Source organism: Variovorax sp. Soil_C_17 (genome assembly GCF_057657265.1).
This window is the reverse complement of record NZ_JBDGIT010000002.1, coordinates 756,368-777,098: the sequence shown is the minus strand read 5'-3', so window position 1 is coordinate 777,098 and position 20,731 is coordinate 756,368. Positions and strand designations below refer to the sequence as shown.

The 20,731-nt window shown below is 67.1% G+C and carries 21 protein-coding genes and 1 tRNA gene; 5 read left to right on the top strand and 17 right to left on the bottom strand.

The genetic code is table 11. The features are described from left to right. Positions 1-4: 4 nt before the first annotated feature. The 16 genes from AC3A6Y_RS12225 to AC3A6Y_RS12150 all read right to left on the bottom strand — a co-directional run bounded on the left by AC3A6Y_RS12225 (position 5) and on the right by AC3A6Y_RS12150 (position 13,633). Positions 5-271, bottom strand: a complete 267-nt coding sequence (locus AC3A6Y_RS12225; RefSeq protein WP_487868492.1) for a hypothetical protein — start codon at positions 269-271, stop codon at positions 5-7. A gap of 77 nt (positions 272-348) precedes the next feature. After that, entirely contained in the window at positions 349-4,845 is a 4,497-nt protein-coding gene (locus tag AC3A6Y_RS12220) for a hypothetical protein (RefSeq protein ID WP_487868491.1), read from the bottom strand. Between the two features lie 83 nt (positions 4,846-4,928). Further along, the gene (locus AC3A6Y_RS12215) at positions 4,929-5,189 is read right to left on the bottom strand and encodes a hypothetical protein (protein WP_487868490.1); all 261 of its coding nucleotides are present in this window, start codon (positions 5,187-5,189) and stop codon (positions 4,929-4,931) included. Next, on the bottom strand, positions 5,189-5,563 hold the full coding sequence (locus AC3A6Y_RS12210; RefSeq protein ID WP_487868489.1) for a hypothetical protein: 375 nt from the start codon (positions 5,561-5,563) through the stop codon (positions 5,189-5,191). The genes AC3A6Y_RS12215 and AC3A6Y_RS12210 overlap by 1 nt, the downstream gene beginning before the upstream one ends. A gap of 14 nt (positions 5,564-5,577) precedes the next feature. Further along, positions 5,578-6,051, bottom strand: a complete 474-nt coding sequence (locus tag AC3A6Y_RS12205; protein WP_487868488.1) for a hypothetical protein — start codon at positions 6,049-6,051, stop codon at positions 5,578-5,580. 152 nt (positions 6,052-6,203) lie between these two features. Further along, positions 6,204-6,530 carry a hypothetical protein gene (locus AC3A6Y_RS12200; protein WP_487868487.1) on the bottom strand — a complete coding sequence of 109 codons (327 nt, stop codon included), beginning with the start codon at positions 6,528-6,530 and terminating at the stop codon, positions 6,204-6,206. Then, a complete protein-coding gene (locus AC3A6Y_RS12195) occupies positions 6,527-7,051 on the bottom strand; it encodes a hypothetical protein (protein ID WP_487868486.1) in 525 nt (174 codons plus the stop codon). The genes AC3A6Y_RS12200 and AC3A6Y_RS12195 overlap by 4 nt, the downstream gene beginning before the upstream one ends. A gap of 583 nt (positions 7,052-7,634) precedes the next feature. Then, positions 7,635-8,357: a DUF2971 domain-containing protein gene (locus AC3A6Y_RS12190; RefSeq protein WP_487868485.1), complete on the bottom strand. Its 723-nt coding sequence runs from the start codon at positions 8,355-8,357 to the stop codon at positions 7,635-7,637. A 209-nt stretch (positions 8,358-8,566) separates the two neighbouring features. Beyond that, the gene (locus tag AC3A6Y_RS12185) at positions 8,567-8,923 is read right to left on the bottom strand and encodes a hypothetical protein (protein WP_487868484.1); all 357 of its coding nucleotides are present in this window, start codon (positions 8,921-8,923) and stop codon (positions 8,567-8,569) included. A 232-nt stretch (positions 8,924-9,155) separates the two neighbouring features. Then, entirely contained in the window at positions 9,156-9,500 is a 345-nt protein-coding gene (locus AC3A6Y_RS12180; RefSeq protein ID WP_487868483.1) for a hypothetical protein, read from the bottom strand. Positions 9,501-9,711: 211 nt separating this feature from the next. Beyond that, complete coding sequence (locus AC3A6Y_RS12175) at positions 9,712-11,436, bottom strand: DUF6538 domain-containing protein (protein ID WP_487868482.1); 1,725 nt, start codon at positions 11,434-11,436, stop codon at positions 9,712-9,714. 60 nt (positions 11,437-11,496) lie between these two features. Then, a tRNA-Gly gene (locus AC3A6Y_RS12170) sits at positions 11,497-11,570 on the bottom strand. Positions 11,571-11,629: 59 nt separating this feature from the next. Continuing rightward, positions 11,630-12,106, bottom strand: coding sequence for a c-type cytochrome (locus tag AC3A6Y_RS12165; protein ID WP_487868481.1), 477 nt, complete (start codon positions 12,104-12,106; stop codon positions 11,630-11,632). 23 nt (positions 12,107-12,129) lie between these two features. After that, positions 12,130-12,711, bottom strand: a complete 582-nt coding sequence (locus AC3A6Y_RS12160) for a TetR/AcrR family transcriptional regulator (protein ID WP_487868480.1) — start codon at positions 12,709-12,711, stop codon at positions 12,130-12,132. Positions 12,712-12,764: 53 nt separating this feature from the next. Then, entirely contained in the window at positions 12,765-13,190 is a 426-nt protein-coding gene (locus tag AC3A6Y_RS12155) for an ester cyclase (protein ID WP_487868479.1), read from the bottom strand. Positions 13,191-13,261: 71 nt separating this feature from the next. Continuing rightward, on the bottom strand, positions 13,262-13,633 hold the full coding sequence (locus tag AC3A6Y_RS12150; protein ID WP_487868478.1) for a DUF2784 domain-containing protein: 372 nt from the start codon (positions 13,631-13,633) through the stop codon (positions 13,262-13,264). Positions 13,634-13,806: 173 nt separating this feature from the next. Between AC3A6Y_RS12150 and alaS the strand changes: the two genes are divergently transcribed. The 5 genes from alaS to AC3A6Y_RS12125 all read left to right on the top strand — a co-directional run bounded on the left by alaS (position 13,807) and on the right by AC3A6Y_RS12125 (position 20,319). Continuing rightward, complete coding sequence (alaS, locus tag AC3A6Y_RS12145) at positions 13,807-16,431, top strand: alanine--tRNA ligase (protein WP_487868477.1); 2,625 nt, start codon at positions 13,807-13,809, stop codon at positions 16,429-16,431. A 171-nt stretch (positions 16,432-16,602) separates the two neighbouring features. Then, a complete protein-coding gene (locus AC3A6Y_RS12140; protein ID WP_487868476.1) occupies positions 16,603-17,625 on the top strand; it encodes a 2-dehydropantoate 2-reductase in 1,023 nt (340 codons plus the stop codon). 25 nt (positions 17,626-17,650) lie between these two features. Beyond that, positions 17,651-18,904 (top strand): D-amino acid dehydrogenase, encoded by a 1,254-nt coding sequence (locus AC3A6Y_RS12135; protein WP_487868475.1) that lies wholly within the window; start codon positions 17,651-17,653, stop codon positions 18,902-18,904. 90 nt (positions 18,905-18,994) lie between these two features. Continuing rightward, on the top strand, positions 18,995-19,675 hold the full coding sequence (locus AC3A6Y_RS12130) for a hypothetical protein (protein WP_487868474.1): 681 nt from the start codon (positions 18,995-18,997) through the stop codon (positions 19,673-19,675). Next, positions 19,672-20,319: an RES family NAD+ phosphorylase gene (locus tag AC3A6Y_RS12125; protein WP_487868473.1), complete on the top strand. Its 648-nt coding sequence runs from the start codon at positions 19,672-19,674 to the stop codon at positions 20,317-20,319. The genes AC3A6Y_RS12130 and AC3A6Y_RS12125 overlap by 4 nt, the downstream gene beginning before the upstream one ends. A gap of 3 nt (positions 20,320-20,322) precedes the next feature. Here AC3A6Y_RS12125 and AC3A6Y_RS12120 read toward each other — a convergent pair whose 3' ends face one another. Next, positions 20,323-20,466 carry a hypothetical protein gene (locus AC3A6Y_RS12120; protein ID WP_487868472.1) on the bottom strand — a complete coding sequence of 48 codons (144 nt, stop codon included), beginning with the start codon at positions 20,464-20,466 and terminating at the stop codon, positions 20,323-20,325. Between the last annotated feature and the right edge of the window lie 265 nt (positions 20,467-20,731).

Below are 20,731 nucleotides of genomic sequence, written 5' to 3'. Positions count from 1 at the left end.
GCGCTCAGGCGGCAGGCGCCGTTGCTTCCCGGTGGTACTTCTCGATGACGCGGGCCAGCGTCTCGATTCGCACGGCTTTCGGGGGCTCATCGGCATGGAACGCGTCCAGGCAAGCCAGAACCTCCCAGGTCATGGCGAGGTAGTCCAAACGAGGCCTGACCTCCGGGTAGAACTTGGTGAACTCTCCGACTGACCTGTCGGCGACGACGAAGAGCGGGTGGTACAGCACCTCGGCGAGTACGGCGAGACGTTGCGGGGCGGCGAAATGCATAGCTCAGGTCTTTCCATTGGTTGAGTAACTGCAGGCAGGCGAAGGCACCCACGACCCGCGACGGTCGTGAGGCATCGTCAGTTGCTTGCGTTTGCGATCTCGCCGAAGAGGCGAATCTGTTGGTTCATCGGAAGGAGGCGCACGAACTTCTCGCCCGCCTTGTCGAGTTGCCCGTCGACGACATTGCTGACGCCTTGGTAGACCGACTGCACCTCGCTGAATGCCGGGCCCAGGAGGCCCGTGAGCCCCTGGCTCTGCGAGAAGCGCGTCGAGGGCGCGAAGAACTTGGTGCCAAGCATCTTGTTCAGGTGGTTGCCCAGCCCGGACTTGGACACGGCGTCGAAGTAGGGCGCCGAGGCACCCATGATTCCCGAGCGGTCGAACATCTCGCGCACGAGGGTCGAAGGGTTCTGTTCCCAGTCCTTCATCTTCTCGTCGAGCTTGCCGTTCTCGTAGGCCCTCAGCGTGGACATGAGCGTCCCGAGCGACATGGAGATCGCCAGGGCGGCCATGCCGCTGTAGTAGTCCCCGGTCACTGCGCCGCGTTGGATGCCGGCGCGAATGAAGAACTCCAGCGTCATGTGCGCGTGGCTCTGGAACTGCTGCAGCGCCTTCACGTAGACCGATCCGTCGTGCATGTTCGTGGGGATCGCGCCGATGGACTCGGTGTAGGCCGAGCGGTTCTGTGCCTTCACGACGCTGTTCTCGAAGACATCGACCAGCCGGGGGTTGTCCCACTGATCAATGCCCGGGTCGAACAGCTTGCCGTGCCACGTTCCATGCTTCTTCATCTGCGCCGCAATGCCTGCGTACTCCGCAGCCCCGATGTTCATCGAGGCGAGCCGAGCCTTTCGGCTGGCGTGGAGCTTGTCCCACGGCTGCTTGCTGAACTCGGCCATGTCCGCGATGTGCGCGAACGCCGCGTTGCGGCGCACGAAGTCCGAGATCAGGTTCAGGCCCGTGGCCCACGTCACCTTGTCGCCAAGGTTCTGCATGCCGATCTCAAGATGCCGGGTCGCGGTGCGCGTCAGCGTGCCGTCGTCGCCGTAGCCGAACTGGTCCAGGGCAGAGCCCCGGCCGACGGCCCGCTGCGAGATGCCGGTCTGCGCCACGTTCTCCATGGAGGCCATCAGCACCTTGATCTGGCGCAAGCCTTCCAGCCTGCCGCCCTCGTCGCCGTTCTTCATCGCCGCGTCCATCTCCTTCAGCAGGCGCCCGTAGGCTCTGCCGTTGGTCACGATCTGCCGGACGATGCGCGGGTTCTGCAGCACGGCTGTGCCGATGTTCTGCACCGCTGCCTTCCAGATGCCGCCTGCGATGCGCAGGTACGCGCCGTTCATCAGGGTCTTGACCCCGAACGACAGCATGTCGGTGTCCTCCACGGTCGTCCGGCCGGCGTTGCGGTCCCAGACGTGCTTCAGGTCCTTCAGGCCGCGCTCGTGCATCGCCTGCCGCGCCTTGCGCTCTTCGGGGTTCGGGGCTTCCTCGACCCACTTGAGTAGTTCCGCGTCCGCCTCTTCGGCGACCTTGGCGTAGCTCTTGCCGTCGTAGGCTTCGTGCAGCGCGATCCGGCCGCCCATGTCCCGCGTGTAGCGGTCCATCATGTGGCTCAGGTCCGACTCAACGAACCCTTCGTCCATGGCTTCCTTCAGCGTCTGCTCGTCCCACTTCAGGCGACGCTCCTTCAGGCGTCCGATCTCCGGCACCTCGTCGAGCAGCATGCCGCCCGGATAGTGGTCCAGGCCGCTCAGGTGCTTCGCGAGCCTCTCAGCCCACTCAGCCTTCGGGGTGCGGTTGCCGAGCGCCTTGGCGATGCGGCCGGTCTTCCGGTGCTCGCGCAGGGCGGCCCGTGCCTCCTTGCGGCTCACGGAGGTCGCGCCACGCACAGCCTTCCAGACGTTCACGGATTCCTTGCGGGCCGCCTCAGCTTTCGCCACGGCTTCCTGCAGACGGTCCACGCGCACGCGCTGCTGCTCCAGCATCTCTTCGACGCCCTCGGCGGTGTCCGCCAAGCGCTTGTCCTTCTTGAAGACCTCGATCTCCCGGATCACGCTGTCGCGGAACCGGACGGCGTCGCGCTGCAGGGCAGCGGCTGCGGACAGCTTCTGCTCGGCCTCAGCCAGGAAGGCATTGGCGGCCACGCGCTCTTGAATCGCCTCGTCGATCTCGGCCATCTTGGCGACGTACTCGGGCGAGCCCGGCTGCATCTTGCCGGGGCGCTTGCCGGTCACAGGGTCCTTGGGTCCGCTGCGTTCCATGCGGAGCGCCTCGATGACACCTTGGGTCTCGGTGACGTTGGCCTTGGCGGCCTGGGCGCCTTCGAGCGCCTCGTCGACCTGGGGGCCGGTCTCCTCGAACTTGCGGGTCGCATGCTCGCCCAGGTCCAACAGGTCGGGGTAGTCCCGGCCCATCTGCTCCAGGCGCTTCTGCGCACGCTCGGCGCGAGCCTGGGCGTACCCGAGGTTCCGGGCTTGCCAGCCGGCTTCGGCGCGACGGGCCTTGGAACGGGCTGAGGCGGCCGTCAGGCGCTTCTTGTCCTTCTCCCAATACCCAAGGGTGTCCTCCCAGTTATCGACGTCGCTGAGCGCCTTCGTGAGGCGTTGCTCGGCAGCGGTCCAGGCGGCAGCGGCCTGCTCGCGCAGGTTGTGCTCAAGCTCGCCGTTCCACTCGCGCAGGGTCTGGTTCCACAGCACGGGGTCGTTCTGCAGTTCCTCCAGCGTCCGGCCGGGCTTGGCCGGCTCGGTGGCCGTGGCAGGCACCGGGTCCCAGATGTGACCCGCTTCCTTGAGCCACTTCTCGTCGGGCGTCTCGGCCGCCACCTTCATCAGGATGTTCTCGAACGCCTTGCGGTTGCGCATGATCTGGCCGCGCACGAACATGATCGGCAGGCCATAGGCTTCGCCCTGGTCCTTGCGGGCTCGGGCGGCGTCGTATTCCTGCTGCGTCTTGATCAGGTCCTTGAGTTCCTGGCGCGTCGCCTTGAGGGCTTCGGCCTGGCTGTGGTCCCCTTGGTTGACTTTCGCGTGCAGGGCAGACAGCCGCTGCTCGGCGTCCTTGATGCGGGCCTTGAGGTCCACCTTGTCGCCCAGCATCCCGATGTCATCGGCGCGGTTGAACATCTCGTTCATGTGGCGCTTCGACGCCTCGGCGGCCTTGCGGACCTCGGCATAGATCGCCTCGACCTGATCGTCGGTGCGGCCGGGGGTCTTCAGGCGCTCGCGGATTTCCTTCGGCGCGTTGACGTTGTTCGTCATCTTGGCCCGCATCTCGGCAACCACCTCACCGAAGAACTCTTCGCGGGTGATGGCGTTGCGCTGGACCTTGCCGTTGGTCAGGTCGTCGATGGCGCCCTTGGCGCGAGCAGCCCACTTCGATTCGCCGAGGGCGATCTGGGCAGCGCGGAGGTGGCCCTTCAGTTCGTCCTGCAGCGCGGTGCCCTTCTGGCGCCACACGTTCTTGATCGACTCGGCCTCGGGACCGCTGGCCTCGCCGCGAGCCATGGCCCGGTTCAGGAATCCGAAGTGGTCGGTGCCACGGGTCAGGAGCCCACGCAGGTGCGCGGGGTAGTGAGGCATGCGGCTGAAGACGGTGCCGTTCATCAGCGTGCCGATCTTCCCGACGAGGCCGGTGGCCGCATCGGTCACACCCATGACGGCCTTGCCGACGCGGCCGGGCGCCTGAGCGGGCAGGGTGGCATCGGCGTCACGGGCGGCCTGGGCGGCCAGGGACTCACGGGTCTCCTTGGACACGGCGTCGGCGCCGCCGGACGAATGGATCGTCTCGCCTTCGGATTCGAGCTGGCCCGGCTTCACGATGTGGACCGGGTCGCCGCTGGGGGCGTCCTTGCCGAGCGGGTTGCTCGGGTGGCCCGGGATCAGCGGGGAGTCCGGGGGCAGGTTGCGGGTGAAGCTGGAGATGCTGCCGCCGACCACGGCGCCGAGGCCGATGTCGAGCACAGCGTCCTTCCAGTCCTGCGTGGGGTCCATGGCCTGCATGGCGATGGCCCCAATGGCGCCTTCGGCGGCGCCGACCTTCACGCCCTGGGCGATCCGACCGACACGCGTAGCAGCGCGGGCACCGTTCAGGAAGCCGGCGCCGACGACGTTGGTCACGTCGAACAGGGACGCGCCAACGGCGACGAGTGCGCCCACGGTACCGCCTTCGGCAATGTCACGGTCGAGTTGGTTGTTCTCGCGGAGCATCTGCGCCCGACGGAGGAATGCGGTCTCGCTGCGGACCTCGTCGAAGTGACCTGCCAGGACGTTGTCGTCGAGATCTCGGAACTCGTCCTTGTGCTGGGCGTAGAACTCGTAGGGGTCGTAGGTCGGGTCCCAGGAATCCACTTCGTCGATGGCATTCACAACGGCGGCGGCCATGATGGCTTGCGCCGTTGGGGTGAAGCGGTTCACCCCGTTCGCGAACATGGTCCCGAAGCCGGGACTCTCCTTGGTCCCGTACAAGCCGTCGACTGGGTCTTCGTTGATCGTGGGGGCGCTCTGCGCCAGGAGGGCGCGGCGGTCGGCATCGGTGGATTCGAGGGTGCCGCCGACGACTTGCTGTTCGGGTTGTGCCATTGGGGTTCCGGTTGGTTGAGAGGAGCCCGTTCACGGGGGCTAGGCGGGCCTCAAGACGACCAAATGGGCTCAGGGGGATACCGTCAGAATTTCTGACCCAAAGAGGCCAGCGGCCAGGGCTGACCGATGACAGGCATTGGCGCAGCGTTCAGGCTCACGTCTTCATGCACGTCGTAGTCCGAGAACCAGTGCGGCAGCACGCGACCGCGCTGCACCTCCACGTCGGTGCTAAGACCGACGACAAGACCAGTTCGTTTGTCCGTGAAGACGACCAAGGCTCCCGGGACCGCCAGGGGCGGCTGGGCGTTCGCGTAGACCGCTTTGCAGATGTCGATCACTGCCATCAGTGGCCCCCCGTCAGGAAGTCAGGGACTGCCGTGGCACGACCATTCTTGACCTCGAAGCGCGAGGCAGCATCGGCCAAGCGGTCGGCCGCTTGCGCCACGGTCTCGCCGGGGCGGGCGTGGTGCGCAGCGAGCGGGCGGGTGTCCGGGCTGTACATGGTCACGCTGTGATGGCCCTCCTGGCCTCGCAGCATGCTGGAGGGCGTGGCGCGGTCCTGGGGCACAGGGGCCATCTGAGGCGCCTTGATCGGCTGACCTACCGGCTTGCCTGCGGCGTACTCTTGCAGGTAGCCGGTTGCCATGAGTTCCTCGCGCTGGGTCAGGGGGTTGAATCGCTTCTCTTTCACGGGAAGCAGGACGGTGTTAACTCGCATGGTTGGGGCTTCCTTCAGTAGCGGCCGGAGGCCAGGGCACGGTGGTAGCCAAAGGCCGGGGTGTGGTCACCGGACTTGCGGGGGATCGGGCCGTCGTAGGGACGCTCCTGACCAGTCGGGGGGCGTTCGCAGTCTTGGCCGACACAGGACACGACGTAGTCCCAGTGGTTGCTGGTGTGCAGGCGCAGCGCGGTCAATTGCTGGCCTAGGCGAATCTCGGCGTTGCCGCTGAGGCTGGCTCGGATTCGCGCCAGGATGTCGATCCTGTTCGCGGGCGCCAGCGTGTCGCAGAAGGCGTCGATCCGCTTGACGGCGGCGGGTGCGTCGAGGCGCAGGTGTTCCATGTCGTCGAGGAATGCCTTGAGCCAGTCGCGGATGCGGCGAAGCTCGGCGTACCGGGCGAAGGCTTCGGTGTCGGAGAACAGCAGCCCGTAGGGCGTCTGCTCAGTGGGGCGACCTTGGTCGACCTTGGGTTTCTTCGTGGTCATAGGTGGTGGCAGTTGAAGTGCAAGCTGCCGGCTTGCGCGGACCCGGCCTGATGGCCGTTGTTCTGAAAGGCGGTGCGGTGGAGAAGAGAGCGCCCCAGCCAATGAGGCCAGGGCGCAAAAGGTCCACCACGGACCACCAAGTAAAGGGGCCGCTAGAGGGCGACGGGTGAGAGGCGAGGGGCCGCCATCTGGGCGACCAGTGCAGTAGCAGCAGCGAGGGCAGCGCTCTTGCGGGCGACCATCTCAGGGGAGGCCATCAGGGCGGCGCCGGCCGCCTTCGCTGCGGCCTTGTCGGCTTGGCGGGCCATGCGGCGCTCATGGGCGCGGTCTTGCGCCTTGCGGCGCTCTGCTTCGCGGACTGCTCGGTTGTGGGGGTGCCACTTGCTCCAGTCGATGCGGTAAGGCATGGCCGGGATGGGGTAGGTCTGGGTCTCGTGCATGGTGCGGGCGCCGTCTCGGCGTTGCGCGGGTTGGTTCATGGAGAAGCGGTAGCGTCTGTGGGATTTGAAATGACAGAGTCGCGGTCTCGGGGCGCCTGCATCAGCGCGACCATTGCGGCGGCCTGGGCGAGGGCTGCGGCCTTCCGGGCGGCCAGTTCGGCCTCGGAGGGTCTAGTGGTCACAGGGGACGCCAGGGCTCTCGCGATGGCTTCGGCCACCTTGCGCTCCCGTTCGCGACGGCGCTCGATTCGCGCCTCGGCGATGCGTTGGAGGCGCTTCGGATCCGTGCGGTCCAGTAGGCGGATGGCGGCGGCGACAGCCTTGACGGATTGGCCGTCCCATCGGGGGGCGAAGCGGTCTGGGGCGACCTTGGGCGGCTTCGCCTTGACGACCATCGGCTGTGTGGTCATTGCGCCACTGACGACACGAGGGCGCTTCGCTTTGACGACCATCCCATCGGACGGCCAGCGGCGGCAAGGATGGTTCGTAGAGGGGGCGAGCGAAGCGAGGGTCGGGATGACCAGGTCGTCCAACGACCACTGCGAGACCAAGGATGACATTGAGACTCCTTGGTTGACATAGGTTTTGATTTAGAAGAACCACCCCTATGTCTTCTCCGGGAATACCTGATGCCTCTGGTGCTTCCAATGTTGTCTCCGGGACAGTCCTAAGACAACACCAAGAACACTGGGATCAGGTCCTTCTACCGAAGGAGACCCTTCGGATTTCTGCATCTGTCGCGCTACTTGAGCACAGGTCGAGTCGCCTCGGGGGCGCTAGCGTGGTGGTCGGGTCAGTTCCAGTCACACGTCGATCCTGTGCCGCTTCGCGGGACAGTGCCCGCATGCAGATCATGGGGAATCTCTCATTGGCCTGCGAGGTCAGGGTGCCGTGGTTGGTGGAGCGCCACGGCGGCGCATTGATGGGAGAGCGGACGGCCCCAACGATAGGGCTGTCACTGTGGGTGGGTTTATTCCGGGGCGGCCATCCCGCGATACCTACGGACAGCCTCGAACCTCGCAGCCCGCACAGCAGGCCCCAGGGCCACGCCCTCGACTACAGGTGACCCATCGGCCGCCAGGACCGCAAAACCTCCCGGGACGCCCGGGTGGCGTTGGACGAATAGGCGATGGGGCCGTTTTACTATGCGGAGATGTCTCGGTGTGCATCGGCCGGGCGCAGCTTCGGCGGCTGTATCACAACGGGCGCGACCAACTTTTGAGTCACGACCTCAAACGTCTTGAATGCCGGCCGCCCCTTAAACACTCTGACCGACTGCCTTACCGGACCGGCGTCGCGGAAAAGCCTCGCGATTTCGTCTACCGTTCGCGGACAGTTGACACCGAGCATTACCTCTCGAAGCTCCATGCTTGGGCAGAAGTCAACATAGTAGAAGCCGGTCTTTGCATCTCGTTCGTCGAGGTTAGAGAACAGGCGCCATTCGCGCTCGTAACCCCAATCCTCGTACTTTGTTAGCAGGATCTGCTTGATAAGCGCCTCATCGGCGCCCCCATACCGCTTGCGGGGGTCCAGAAGAACCTTCAGGCGCCCAGGCTCATATCTCATAGCTTGGGCGAGGTCGATCGCAACGTCAAAGCCGAGACATATGCCGGTGTGTCGTTCGCCGTAATGCGCCCACATTACAGGGCTGGTGCGTATCGCGGACATCGAAATAAAGCCTAGTCGCTCGTGCCAGTGGTCCCGTAGCCCCTTCATAGCCCTACGAGTTACCTTGTCGCCAACGTCGGCACAAAGGACCTCAAATGGATCGTTGACTTTCCCGAACTGAGACAGCTTGAGTCGGCGCTCAGGCAGGATGTACTTTTCCGCTGTTTCCAGATTTGTGAAGTAGTAGAGACGACGCATGCGGTGATGCTAGCCGGTAGCAATCGATCAGCCGGTCGCACCTTCTCGCCTCGCTCATGCCGAGCACGTCGCACGCGTCCTATGCGATGAGTCAGGGTTCCCCGCCGCGCTCGATGATGCGCAGTCAGTGGCCGGGGCCTCGAACACGGGCGACCGTCGACGGCCACGACCGCAAAGCCTTCCGAGAGTCCCGGGCCGGCCAGGATGGGCTACGGGGCCAGGGCGCCCTTGGCCTGCTTGCGGTACTCCCGAACGGCGGCGAACCTCGCGGACTGGACTGCGCGGTCCAAGGAAACGCACTCGGCCAGAGGCGCCCCGTCCGCGCCCAGGACGACAAAGCCGTCGCCCTTGATGTTCGGGCCGGTCAGGATCGACACGAGCGGCCCGGGTCGGCCGAAGGCACCCTCGGGAAGCTCATCGACAACAAAGGTAGCGTCGTGCAGCGTACCGTCATCGATGGCGCCATAGTCGACGGTGACGGTACGCTGCACGCGTCGGGAGAGTTCTTTGCGGAGGGCTTCGATAGCGTCGCGGTGTGGAGCGATGAAGGCGGATTGCAGTTGCATGTTGCGGGCTTCGCTTGGTGTTGATGAGGGCTCAACTGTGCGAGACCGCGCCAGCCATGTCAGCAGCGCGAGTTACCTAGTTGAGGGGCTTGATTACGAATCAACGTCATAGACATGCCCCATGGGCGACTCATGCTTTGTTGAAGCCTTGCAAGGACTTAGCGGCGCATCAATCGCCTTTACCCAGAGTCAAGCACCATGCTGGAGGTGTGGCGGCGTCGCTACGGGCAGGCTACGCGCCCACTTCTGCGCAGCGCCGTTCGCGATGGTGGCGGATTGCGGCGAGGCGAGCGACTTGCTCAGCGTGAGCAAAGGGGACGCCATCGGCGAGTGGCTCACCATCGGCGTCGTCAACCGCGTAGCCGTCGCCCTTGATGCCTGGGCCAGTCAGGAGCGACACCAGAGGGCCGGCGTCTTGACCTGTCCCCTCAACGCAAAGCGAGGCTACGCCGACAAGGTCGTCCGGAGTCGTCCAGAAGGTGACGGTAACCGGCTGTAGGAAATAGCGTGTTAGCTCCCTACGCATGCGCTCAATAACCACGCGCTGCGTGTAGGTGAACAGACGTTCTGCGTCCATGGTACGGTCCCTGGCAGTCAACGATCCCCGCGACTATGGGGGCTTCGGGAGTGCATGTCATGCCTGGATTGCTACCCGATGTCCGCTGATCCGATGGTCACGGGAACGGCCCCCGAGGGCGTGAGACGAGGCCGGGTGTGTCGGTGTGTCCACTCGGGGCACGCGATGTGCCAACCTGGCATGTCGCGGCCCCGCTACAGGACGCTACTCGTCAGGCGACTCGCTTGAGCGCGAGGACGGCCGGAAAGTCCAGGGCCTCAATAGCTTTCTGCAGTGTCTTGGGCGCCGGCCGGTGGTAGTTCGCTGCGCCGACGTTGCCGGCCTCATGACCCATGATGGCGGTAATCAGGGCCTCACCCAGCGTCGGGTCCACGGCTCGCAAGGCGGTGCCGACGGTCGTCCGCAGGGCGTGGAAGTCGCGCCACTTCTGGTATAGGCCGAGCGCCTTGCAACGCACCCGGAACCAGTCCGACACGTACAGCGAAGCGGTGCGGCTCTTGGCGGTCAAGATGCCAGGAAACACCAACGACTCCCCGGCCTCGCGCATGCGCTCGACGTGGTCGATGAAACCAAGCTCGATCAGTTTTGAGTGGATCGCAACCCATCGCTCGCCAGCCGCGCTCTTGACGCTCTTGCCATCGTCGTTCTCGTTGATGTCAAGCAGCCAGACGCCGTCGCGCTTGATCACGTCGGCGGTGCGCAGTTGGCAAAGCTCGGCTTGCCGGGCGCCGGTCATAAGCGCCAGCAGCGGAAGCCAGTATTGCGCGGCCGGATCGACGCGGCGGTCCTCGGTCAGCGGCGCCGTCAGCAAGGTCGTCAGCGCGTCGTTGTCCCATGCCTCGCGCTTCTGCGCTCGGCCCTTGGCGATGGCGGTTCCGCTCCACGGGTTGGCATCGATCCAGCCCTTTTCCTTGACGGCGTAGTTCAGCAGCGCCTGTACGGACGCCAGCACGTCCGACCGCGTCTTGCCGCTGGTGCCCGCCATGGTGGCATTGATGTGATCTCGGAACGTGAGTCCGTCTTGGCGGGTTAGGTCGCGTAGCGGCGCCTTGATGCCAGCGTCCTTGACCAGCGCCAGCGCCCGCGTAGTCTTGTTGACCGCGTCGCGTTTCTTTCCGATCTTCCACTCGTCGAACGCGTCGGTCAGAGTCTTGCCCTTGGTCGTCTTGGGGACCGCAACAACCTTCATGGGCGACTCGGGCTTCGGCGGCGTTTCCACCGGCTTGCCGGCGCCACGATCAGCAGCGCCGATCCAAGCGACCAGAAGCGCCCGCAGGACGGCCACAAGCGTCGGCCGGGCCGCAGGCGCTGACCAGTCCACCGTGACGCCTATGGACGCACAGGAGGTCTCGGCAAAGCTCCTGGCAACATCGAGCCGGCCCATGGACAGCGAGCGGCCAAGGTCGTCGATGTTCAACTGCGCGATGGCGCGGAGGCGGTCCACTTGCGGGAGCGTCAGCGAGCCGTCCGCACTCGGCTTCATGTACTCCCGTTCGGGCATGGGGCGGTCCTCGGGGCCTTCCTCGGGGCTCGTCAGGAATCGGATCGGAGGCGGCTCGATGGCTCGTAGCAATTCCACCAGTGCGCCGGGGTGGAAGCGGACAACGTCGTCAAAGATCAGCGCCTCGCGGCCTGCCTCGGCCACGATGTACGCCGAGAGCGCAGGCGTCAGCGGAACGACCTCCCGGGGCTTCAACTTGGCCTCGGCGGCGGCGAAGGCTTCAGCTGCTTCGGACCAGTGGCGATGCGCCAGAGCGGCGGCGAGGCGCTTGTCGTCGGTGCCGAGCGACGTGCGGACCCAGAAGGGGCGGTTGATGATGCAGCGCAGCCGCAGCGGCACCTTGATCTGCACGTGATAGTTCGAGCCGCGCTTAGCGACCCCGGATGGTAGTGACACGTCTTTTTCCACGGTTCGGATGATGAACGTGGTACGCATCCGGTACACAGTAAAAGTCCACAGCTTCGCTGGGAATTTACGTTTTCACTCGACAGATGATGGAGCGGGTGAAGGGAATCGAACCCTCGTATGAAGCTTGGGAAGCTGCCGTTCTACCATTGAACTACACCCGCAGCAGGCGCGAATTCTAGCGCGTGTCCGGCACGCATCGCGGCAGTTTGCGCAGGTCGCCCTACTGCGGGAACTGCACCACCGGACCCTGCGCCTTCTGCCCCGCCGGCACATAGGCCGGCGCCGGTACGCCGGCGGCCCCCAGCGAACGGGTGAAGGCGTAGATGGCCTTGAGCTCGGCGTCGCTCATGGCGCGCACGTTGAACCAGGGCATGGGCGGCTTCGGCTCCATGTGGCGCGCATGGTGCAGCCACTGCCGCTCGGTCATGTTGGCCATCATGAGGCGCAGGTTGGTCGCGTAGGTCGTGCCCCACGGCCCGGCCCAGCCCAGGCTGTCGCCGGTCAGCCAGAGCTTCTCGTCGACCTGACCGTTCTTCTGTACGTATCCCGGCGTGTGGCAGTCGTTGCATCCGGCGATGCGAATCAGATGGCGGCCGCGTTCCAGCTGGTTCTTGCCCGGCTGGGGCGGTGCGGCCGCAACCGCGCAGGAGGCGAGGGCGGTCATGGCTGCAGCGATGAATTTCCGGGAAGGCGACATGAGGCAACTCCTGGAGGGCTGAATCACTTCTTCGCGCCGGTGCGGCGAGCCGGGCCGTCCGGCGCCGCAGCCTCGACGAGCGCACGGATGGCCCAGCGCCGGGTCCTGCGTGCCTCGGCATCGCCGAGTCGAAGCACATCCTTGAAGACGACCATCGCTTCCGGCCCGACCACGAGCGCGAGCGCCTGCTTGAGGCGCTTCAGCGCCGCCGGCTTGAAGCGGGCGCGGGCCGGGTCCAGCGCGGCTTCGATCAATGGCGTGCGGCGGTTCTGGCGGGCAGGCAGCTGCGCATCGATCTCGCCGCGCGCGCTTCGCTCCAGCGACTGCGCCAGCATCATGCGAAGGGGCGCCTCGTTGGCCGCGATCATGGTGTGCAAGGCATCGTCCACGTGCTCAAGGCGCGCGACGACGTCGTCGGCCGGCGCGCCGCGCAGCGCGTCCTGGGCGAGCGGCGTCTCGATGTCGATCGACGCTTCCAGGTGCAGCGCTTCCGCGTTCGGGAAGTACCGGTAGGCGGTGGCACGCGATACCAGCGCCTGTTCGGCGATCGCCTCCAGCGTCGGGCGGCGCCCCTGCAGGGTCAGTTGCGCGGCGGCCTCGAGCAAAGCCTTGCGCGTGCGCTGCTTCTGCCGGGGGCGGCCCCGTGGTCCTGCCATGCTCACGCCGCCGGCGGCAACTGCTGCAGGATCGCGCCCATGTCGACCCAGACGTTCTCCCTGCGGATCTCGCCGCTGTCCGCGAACTCGATGACGTGCAGCAGGCGGAAGGCGAGCGGGCGGTCGCGGCCTTCGAGGCCGAAGGGACGGCCCGGCGCCTTGCCGGTCCACAGCGAGTCGTCAACCATGAAGTTGTCGCCGTAGAGGCGGCGCAAGGACTGGACCTTTCCTTCCGACAGGTCGGCAAACAGCGCCTCGTAGAAAGGGCGCGCGGCATCGCGGCCGCGGACCGGGCCGCCGGGCCAGCCGACCACGTCGTGCTCCACGTCGGGGGCGAGCGTGGCCAGCACGCCCTCCACGTTGTCCTGGGCTTCGAAGCCGAAGTGCTCGTCGAGCTTGCGATCCATCTCGCTGCGGGTCAGGGCCATGGCGATCTCCTAGGAGCTGGCGTGCTGTCATCATAATGAGACAAAAATCTCATGACAAGAGATTTGTCTCATCAGCCATGGCGATGTCGCCGCCGCCGCACCAGCAGCGCATAAACGCCCACGTTCAGCAGCGTGACGAAGACGCCCACGCCGATCTCCAGCTCGCGCGTGAAGCCCTCGGGATAGATCAGGCCGGGCAGGTAGTGCTGGACGAAGCCGCCCTCGTAGCCGGCCTGGCCCGCTTCGCGGCGCAGCGTGTTTTCCAGCGGCGTCAGTGGACAGACCCCGCCCGCCCAGGAAATCCACGCCGCCCAGGCGACGGCCGGCAGGTGCAGCCAGGCCACGCGCGGCCAGCGCCACACCAGCGCGCCGCCCACGACGACGAAGACGATGAAGAGCCCGTGCAGCAGGAGCACGGCGTCGGCGAGCAGGCGCGGGGTCATGGGCGCAAGGGTCGCATGGGCGCGGCTTTTCGGCAAAGGCGCTTCGCATGGCCGCGGGGGCGGCGAGGGCAGGGCCAAACCTATAATCGACGGCTCAGCAGATCAAGTAGTCAGGTGGGTTCGATGCAGGGCTGCCCGCAGCCGGCCGCCTCTCTCAGCACTCCAATCCAAAGATGAGCCAGCCCACCTTCAGCGTCGCGGACATCCGCAAGTCCTTCCTCGATTTCTTCGCCTCCAAGGGTCACACCGTGGTGCCGTCGAGCTCGCTGGTGCCGGGCAACGACCCGACCCTGATGTTCACCAACTCCGGCATGGTGCAGTTCAAGGACGTGTTCCTCGGCACCGACAAGCGCCCCTACGTGCGCGCCGCCTCCGTGCAGGCCTGCCTGCGTGCCGGCGGCAAGCACAACGACCTGGAGAACGTGGGCTACACCGCGCGCCACCACACCTTCTTCGAGATGCTGGGCAACTGGAGCTTCGGCGACTACTTCAAGCGCGAGTCGCTCAGCTGGGCCTTCGAGCTGCTGACGCAGGTCTACAAGCTGCCGGCCGAACGCCTCTGGGCCACCGTCTACCAGGAGGACGACGAGGCCTACGACATCTGGACCAAGGTCATCGGCCTGCCGCCCGAGCGCGTGGTGCGCATCGGCGACAACAAGGGCGGGCGCTACATGTCCGACAACTTCTGGATGATGGCCGACACCGGCCCCTGCGGGCCGTGCTCCGAGATCTTCTACGACCACGGCCCCGGAATCGCCGGCGGCCCGCCCGGCTCGCCCGATGAAGACGGCGACCGCTACATCGAGATCTGGAACAACGTGTTCATGCAGTTCGACATGCAGCCCGACGGCAGCGTGAAGCCGCTGCCCGCGCCCTGCGTCGACACCGGCATGGGCCTGGAGCGCCTGGCCGCGATCCTGCAGCATGTGCACAGCAATTACGAGATCGATCTGTTCGACCGGCTCATCAAAGCCGCCTCGCGCGAGACCGGCGAGCGCGACCTGGACAACAAGAGCCTGCGCGTGATCGCCGACCACATCCGCGCCACCGCCTTCCTGGTGGCCGACGGCGTGATTCCCTCCAACGAGGGCCGCGGCTACGTGCAGCGCCGCATCGTGCGCCGCGCCATCCGCCACGGCTACAAGCTGGGGCAGAAGAAGCCCTTCTTCCACAAGCTGGTGCCCGACCTGGTCGCGCTGATGGGCGTGGCCTACCCCAAGCTGGTGGCCGACGAGCAGCGCATCACCGAGACGCTGAAGGCCGAGGAGGAGCGCTTCTTCGAGACGCTCGCCAACGGCATGGAGATCCTCGATGCGGCCCTGGCCGGCGGTGCCAAGGTGCTGCCGGGGGAGGTGGCCTTCAAGCTGCACGACACCTACGGCTTCCCGCTCGACCTCTCGGCCGACGTCTGCCGCGAGCGCGGCGTGGAAGTCGATGCCGCGGGCTTCGATGCCGCGATGGAAAAGCAGAAGGCCGCCGGCCGCGCCGCCGGCAAGTTCAAGATGGACCGCGCCGTGGACTACGCAGGCGCGGCCAGCGCCTTCACCGGCTACGAGCACCTCGAGGAACAGGCCCGCGTGCTGGCGCTGTACTTCGAAGGCGCGCCGGTGCAGGAACTCGAGGAAGGCCAGCCCGGCATCGTGGTGCTCGACACCACGCCCTTCTACGCCGAGAGCGGCGGCCAGGTCGGCGACCAGGGCGTGCTGGTGGCCGAGGGCCTGCAGTTCGGCATCGACGACACGCAGAAGATCAAGGCCGACGTCTATGGCCACCATGGCACGCAGACGCAGGGCACGCTCAAGGTGGGCGACACCGTCACCGCGCGCGTCGACACGGCGCTGCGTGCGGCCACCATGCGCAACCACAGCGTGACGCACCTGATGCACAAGGCCCTGCGCGAGGTGCTGGGCACGCATGTGCAGCAGAAGGGCTCGCTGGTCGACGCCGACAAGACGCGCTTCGACTTCGCGCACAACGCGCCCGTGACGCCGGCGCAAGTGCTCGAGATCGAGCGTCGCGTCAATGCCGAGATCCTGGCCAACCAGGCCACGCAGGCGCGCCTGATGGACATGGAGTCGGCCCAGAAGACCGGCGCCGTGATGCTGTTCGGCGAGAAGTACGGCGAGACCGTGCGCGTGCTCGACATCGGCTCCAGCCGCGAACTGTGCGGCGGCACCCACGTGGCGCGCACCGGCGACATCGGCCTCTTCAAGATCGTGAGCGAGGGCGGCGTGGCCGCCGGCGTGCGCCGCATCGAGGCGGTGACCGGCGCCAACGCGCTGGCCTACCTTCAGGCGCTCGAGGCCACGGTGAACAGCGTGGCCGCCACGCTCAAGACCCCCGTGCCCGAGGTGCAGCCGCGCCTCGTGCAGGTGCTGGAGCAGGTGCGCGCGCTGGAGCGCGAGGTCGGTGCGCTCAAGGGCAAGCTGGCCTCGTCCAAGGGCGACGAGCTGCTGGCCCAGGCGGTGGAGGTCAAGGGCATCAAGGTGCTGGCCGCCAAGCTGGACGGCGCCGACGCCAAGACGCTGCGCGAGACCATGGACAAACTCAAGGACAAGCTCAAGACCGCGGCCATCGTGCTGGCGGCGGTCGACGGCGCCAAGGTCCAGCTGGCGGCCGGCGTGACGGCCGACAGCATGGGCAAGCTCAAGGCCGGCGAGCTGGTCAATTTCGTCGCCCAGCAGGTGGGCGGCAAGGGCGGCGGCAAGCCCGACCTGGCGATGGCCGGCGGCACGGATGCGGCCGGGCTGGCCAAGGCGCTCGACTCGGTGCAGGACTGGGTCGCCCAGCGGGTCTGACACCCTGCCCAGGCGTGCCGGTCCGTGCCATAGTCGCGCGGATGGAAGGGGCTTTCCGGTCATTGCTGATCTTCGCCGCCGCGCTGGGCGCGGGCGCCGCCCTGGCGTCCGCGCACGCCCCACCCGGCGAATTCCAAGCGCGGTACGGCACGCGGCCCGCCGCCGAGAACCATGGCTGAAGAGGTCCTGCCGGTCGACGTGCTGGTGATGGGCGCGGGCGCCATCGGCTGCTACATCGGCGGCAACCTGGCTTCCGAGGGCGTGCGGGTGCTCTTCGTCGGCCGCCCGCGCGTGCTCGAGGCGCTCGAGCGCCACGGGCTGCGGCTCAGCGACCTCGACGACGGCGAGCGCTACATGCCGCCCGGCACGCTGCAGGTGGCCGAGCGGATCCCGCCCGGCGTGCGGCCCGGCCTGGTGCTGCTGACCGTGAAGAGCAATGCCACTGCGCAAGCTGCGGCCGAGCTCGGCGCGGCGCTGCCGGCGCGCACGCCGGTGGTCTCGCTGCAGAACGGCGTGTCGAATGCCGGCACCGCGGCGCACGTCGCGCCGACGCTGCAGGTGCTGGCGGGCATGGTGCCGTACAACGTCGCGGAAATCGGTCCGGGCGCCTTCCATCGCGGCACCACCGGCCGCCTGGCGGTGCGGGACGACCCGGTGCTGCGGCCCTGGCTGGCCGTGTTCGAGCGCGCAGGAGTGCCGATCGACACGCATAAGAACATGCTGCCGGTGCAGTGGGGCAAGCTGCTGCTCAACCTCAACAACCCGGTCAATGCGCTGTCCGGACTGCCGCTGCGCCAGCAGCTGATGGACCGCGGCTATCGCCGCTGCCTCGCAGCCCTCATGGACGAGGCGCTGGAGGCGCTGTCATGGGCCCACATCAAGCCGGCGCAGCTGGCGGCCGTGCCGCCGCGCCGCATGCCCCTGATCCTGCGGCTGCCGGACCCGCTGTTCCGCGTGATCGCAGCGCGCATGCTGCGCATGGACGACAAGGCGCGCTCCAGCATGGCGGACGATCTGGCGCTGGGCCGCCGCACCGAGATCGACGCGCTGTGCGGCGAGGTGGTGCGGCTGGCGCGCTCCAATGGCGCGCGCGCCCCCTTGAGCGCGAAGATGGTGGAGCTGGTGGAAGCCTGGCCGGATCGCCCGCACGCGCTCTCGGCGCAGGAGATGCTGGCGGCGCTGGGCTTGCAATGAAGCGCGCGATTCTCGAAGGAGCGGCATGCATGTCCTGATCCTCGGCAGCGGCGTCATCGGCACCACGGTGGCGTACTACCTCGGCAAGGCCGGCCACGAGGTCACGGTGCTCGACCGCCGGGACGCGCCGGCGCTCGAGACCAGCTACGCCAATGCCGGCGAGGTCTCTCCCGGCTATTCGGCGCCCTGGGCCGGGCCCGGCGTGCCGATGAAGGCCGTCAAGTGGCTGCTGATGCGCCACAGCCCGCTGGTGATCCGGCCCATGTTCGATCCCGACATGTGGCGCTGGGGCATCGCGATGCTCTGCAACTGCACGCAGGCGCGCTACGAGATCAACAAGAGCCGCATGGTGCGGCTGGCCGAGTACAGCCGCGATTGCCTGCAGCAGCTGCGTGCCGACACCGGCATCCGCTACGACGAGCGTTCGCTGGGCACGCTGCAGCTGTTCCGCACGCAGAAGCAGCTCGACGGCACCGGCAAGGACATCGAGATCCTCAAGGCCTATGGCGTGCCCTACCAGCTGCTGGACCGCGAGGGCTGCGTGCGGTACGAGCCGGCGCTGGCCGCCGTGCGGCACAAGTTCGTGGGCGGCCTGCGCCTGCCGGGCGACGAGACCGGCGACTGCTTCAAGTTCACGCAGGGGCTGGCGAAGCTGGCCGAGGCCGCGGGCGTGCGCTTCCGCTTCGGCGTGACCATCACCGACATCGCGCGCGATGCCGAGGGCGTGGCCGCGGTCCATACCGATGTCGGCCCCTTCCGCGCCGATCGCTACGTGCTGGCGCTGGGCAGCTATTCGCCGCGGCTCGTGAAGCCGCTGGGCATCCGCCTGCCGGTGTACCCCGTCAAGGGCTTCTCGATCACCGTGCCGATCACCGATGCCGCGATGGCGCCCGAGTCCACCGTGATGGACGAGACCTTCAAGGTCGCGGTGACGCGCCTGGGCGAGCGCATCCGCGTGGGCGGCACGGCGCAGCTGTCGGGCTACGACCTGCGCCTCAACGACCGCCGCCGCGACACGCTCGAGCACGTCGTCACCGATCTGTTCCCGGGGAGCGGCAGCGTCGAAGGGGCGGAGTTCTGGACCGGCCTGCGGCCCATGACGCCCGACGGCACGCCGCTGCTCGGCGCGACGCCCGTCCCCAAGCTGCTGCTCGCGACCGGCCACGGCACGCTGGGCTGGACCATGGCGGCAGGGACGGGCAGGGTCATGGTCGATCTCATCGGGGGCCGTTCGCCCGAGATCGACATGGAAGGCCTGGGTCTCGAGCGCTACGCCTGAGCACCCCGCAGCCCGCCTCGGCTGGCTGTTTTGATCCATTTGATGGGAGCTTGTAGAATGAGATCAAACAGATCAACCAAGGCGTCGATGATGAGCAGTTCCGACCTCACCGCCAGATTGCAGCAGGGCGACCTGTTGTCGCTGGAGCCCTATACCCCTGCGCGCGCGGCTCGCAAGGGCGGCGCGCGCAAGTTCCTGCTGGAGATCAAGGACGAGGCGATCTCGAAGGTGCTGTTGGCCTCCCTTCCCATGCTGGAGCGCGCGCTGCTCGAGAAAACCGCCCAGGCCCGCGAGCGCCGCATCGAGGCCGTGGTCGACTTCATGGCGGGGCAGATGGTGCTGCCGAGCGCGATCGACCGCGACATGGCCCAGCGGCTCGCCAAGCGGCATGCCCGCGTGCTGAACGAGTTCGGGCATTTCACGGCCGAGCAACTGGCCGACGCCAACCGCTCGCAGGCCAGCAGCCGCACTGCCTTGGTGGACAACTGGCGCAAGCGCCGCCAGGTCTTCGCCGTGCCGCATCCGGACAAGAGCGCGCGCGAGCGCGATGTCTATCCCGCTTTCCAGTTCGAGGACCACAAGCCGATCAAGGCGGTCCAGGCCGTGCTCGAAGCCTTCGGCGATCGCCGGGCGCCCTGGAAGCTCGCTTTGTGGTTCACCTCGAACAATGGCTGGTTGCCCGGTAGCGCGCGGCCGGTCGACCTGCTGGCATCGGACCCGCAGGCCGTGATCGAGGCGGCGCAGCGCGATGCGCAAGAGGTCGCGGCTTGAGTTGCCGCGCGCCGGCACCGCCTTTCGACCCGCTTTTCGATCGCTGGCCGGCGGGTGCGCCGATCCACGTCATCCACGACACGGCCTTCGCGCCCGAGAGCTTCAACCCCGGCGTCGATGGCGCCGGCGCCTTGCGCAAACCCACGCGATTTGCGCCCATCCGTGATGCCAGGAACCGGGTCGTGCCCTATCTGTACGCCGGTGCGACCCTGGACTGCGCGATCTTCGAGACCGTCTTCCACGACGTGCCGATCGACGCACCCGACAAGTTCGTGGACCTCGACACTTTCGCGCAACGCGGCCATGGCCAGCTCGTGGCCAGCCGCGAACTCCTGCTCGTGGACCTCACGAGCGAGGGGCTGCACCGGCTCAAGGTCCCCAAGGAGGAGCTCGTCGCCAGCCCGGCGCGCGACTACGTGGACACCGCCCGATGGGCCGAGGCGCTGCACCGCGAATGCAAGCATGCCGATGGCCTGGTGTGGATGTCGCGCCAGCGCGATCGCGACAGGGCGATGCTGCTCTTCGGCGATCGGGTGAAGGGCGTTCTTTCCGGAACGCGCATCGGCGGGCCGCTGGTACGCAACGACGCATTGCGCCAGGCGATCCTCGCCGCGGCGCTGCGCGCCGGCATCGATGCTGCCTGACGTTCAGGGAGCGGCCGCGCGGGCCCCTCGGTTGCGCCGGTTGCCGCGCTCGCGCAGTACGGTCTTCCTGCCCTGCGTGACGATCAGCCACCCGTCCTGCCCGATGAAGTAGCTCGTCGCGTTGCTGTCGTAGAACTGCCAGCCCAACGGATCGCAGGGCGCGTTGCCGGGCGGGCAGGGGCGCTGTCCCGGCTTGCCGACGAGGTTGATGCGGCTGCAGTTGCTGGATGCGCCGGCTCTTGCGCTTCACCTGCTCCTCGATGCCCAGCTTCTTGAGCAGCTCGGTCTCGCAGCAGGTGCCGCCGGCGCTGGCCGAGTAGGCGATCGAGGGCGCCGCGAGCCGCGTGCGCTCGAGGGCGTCGACCGTGCCGATGCCGGGCTTGGGCGTGGCGCTGCGCACCGCGAGGTCGAT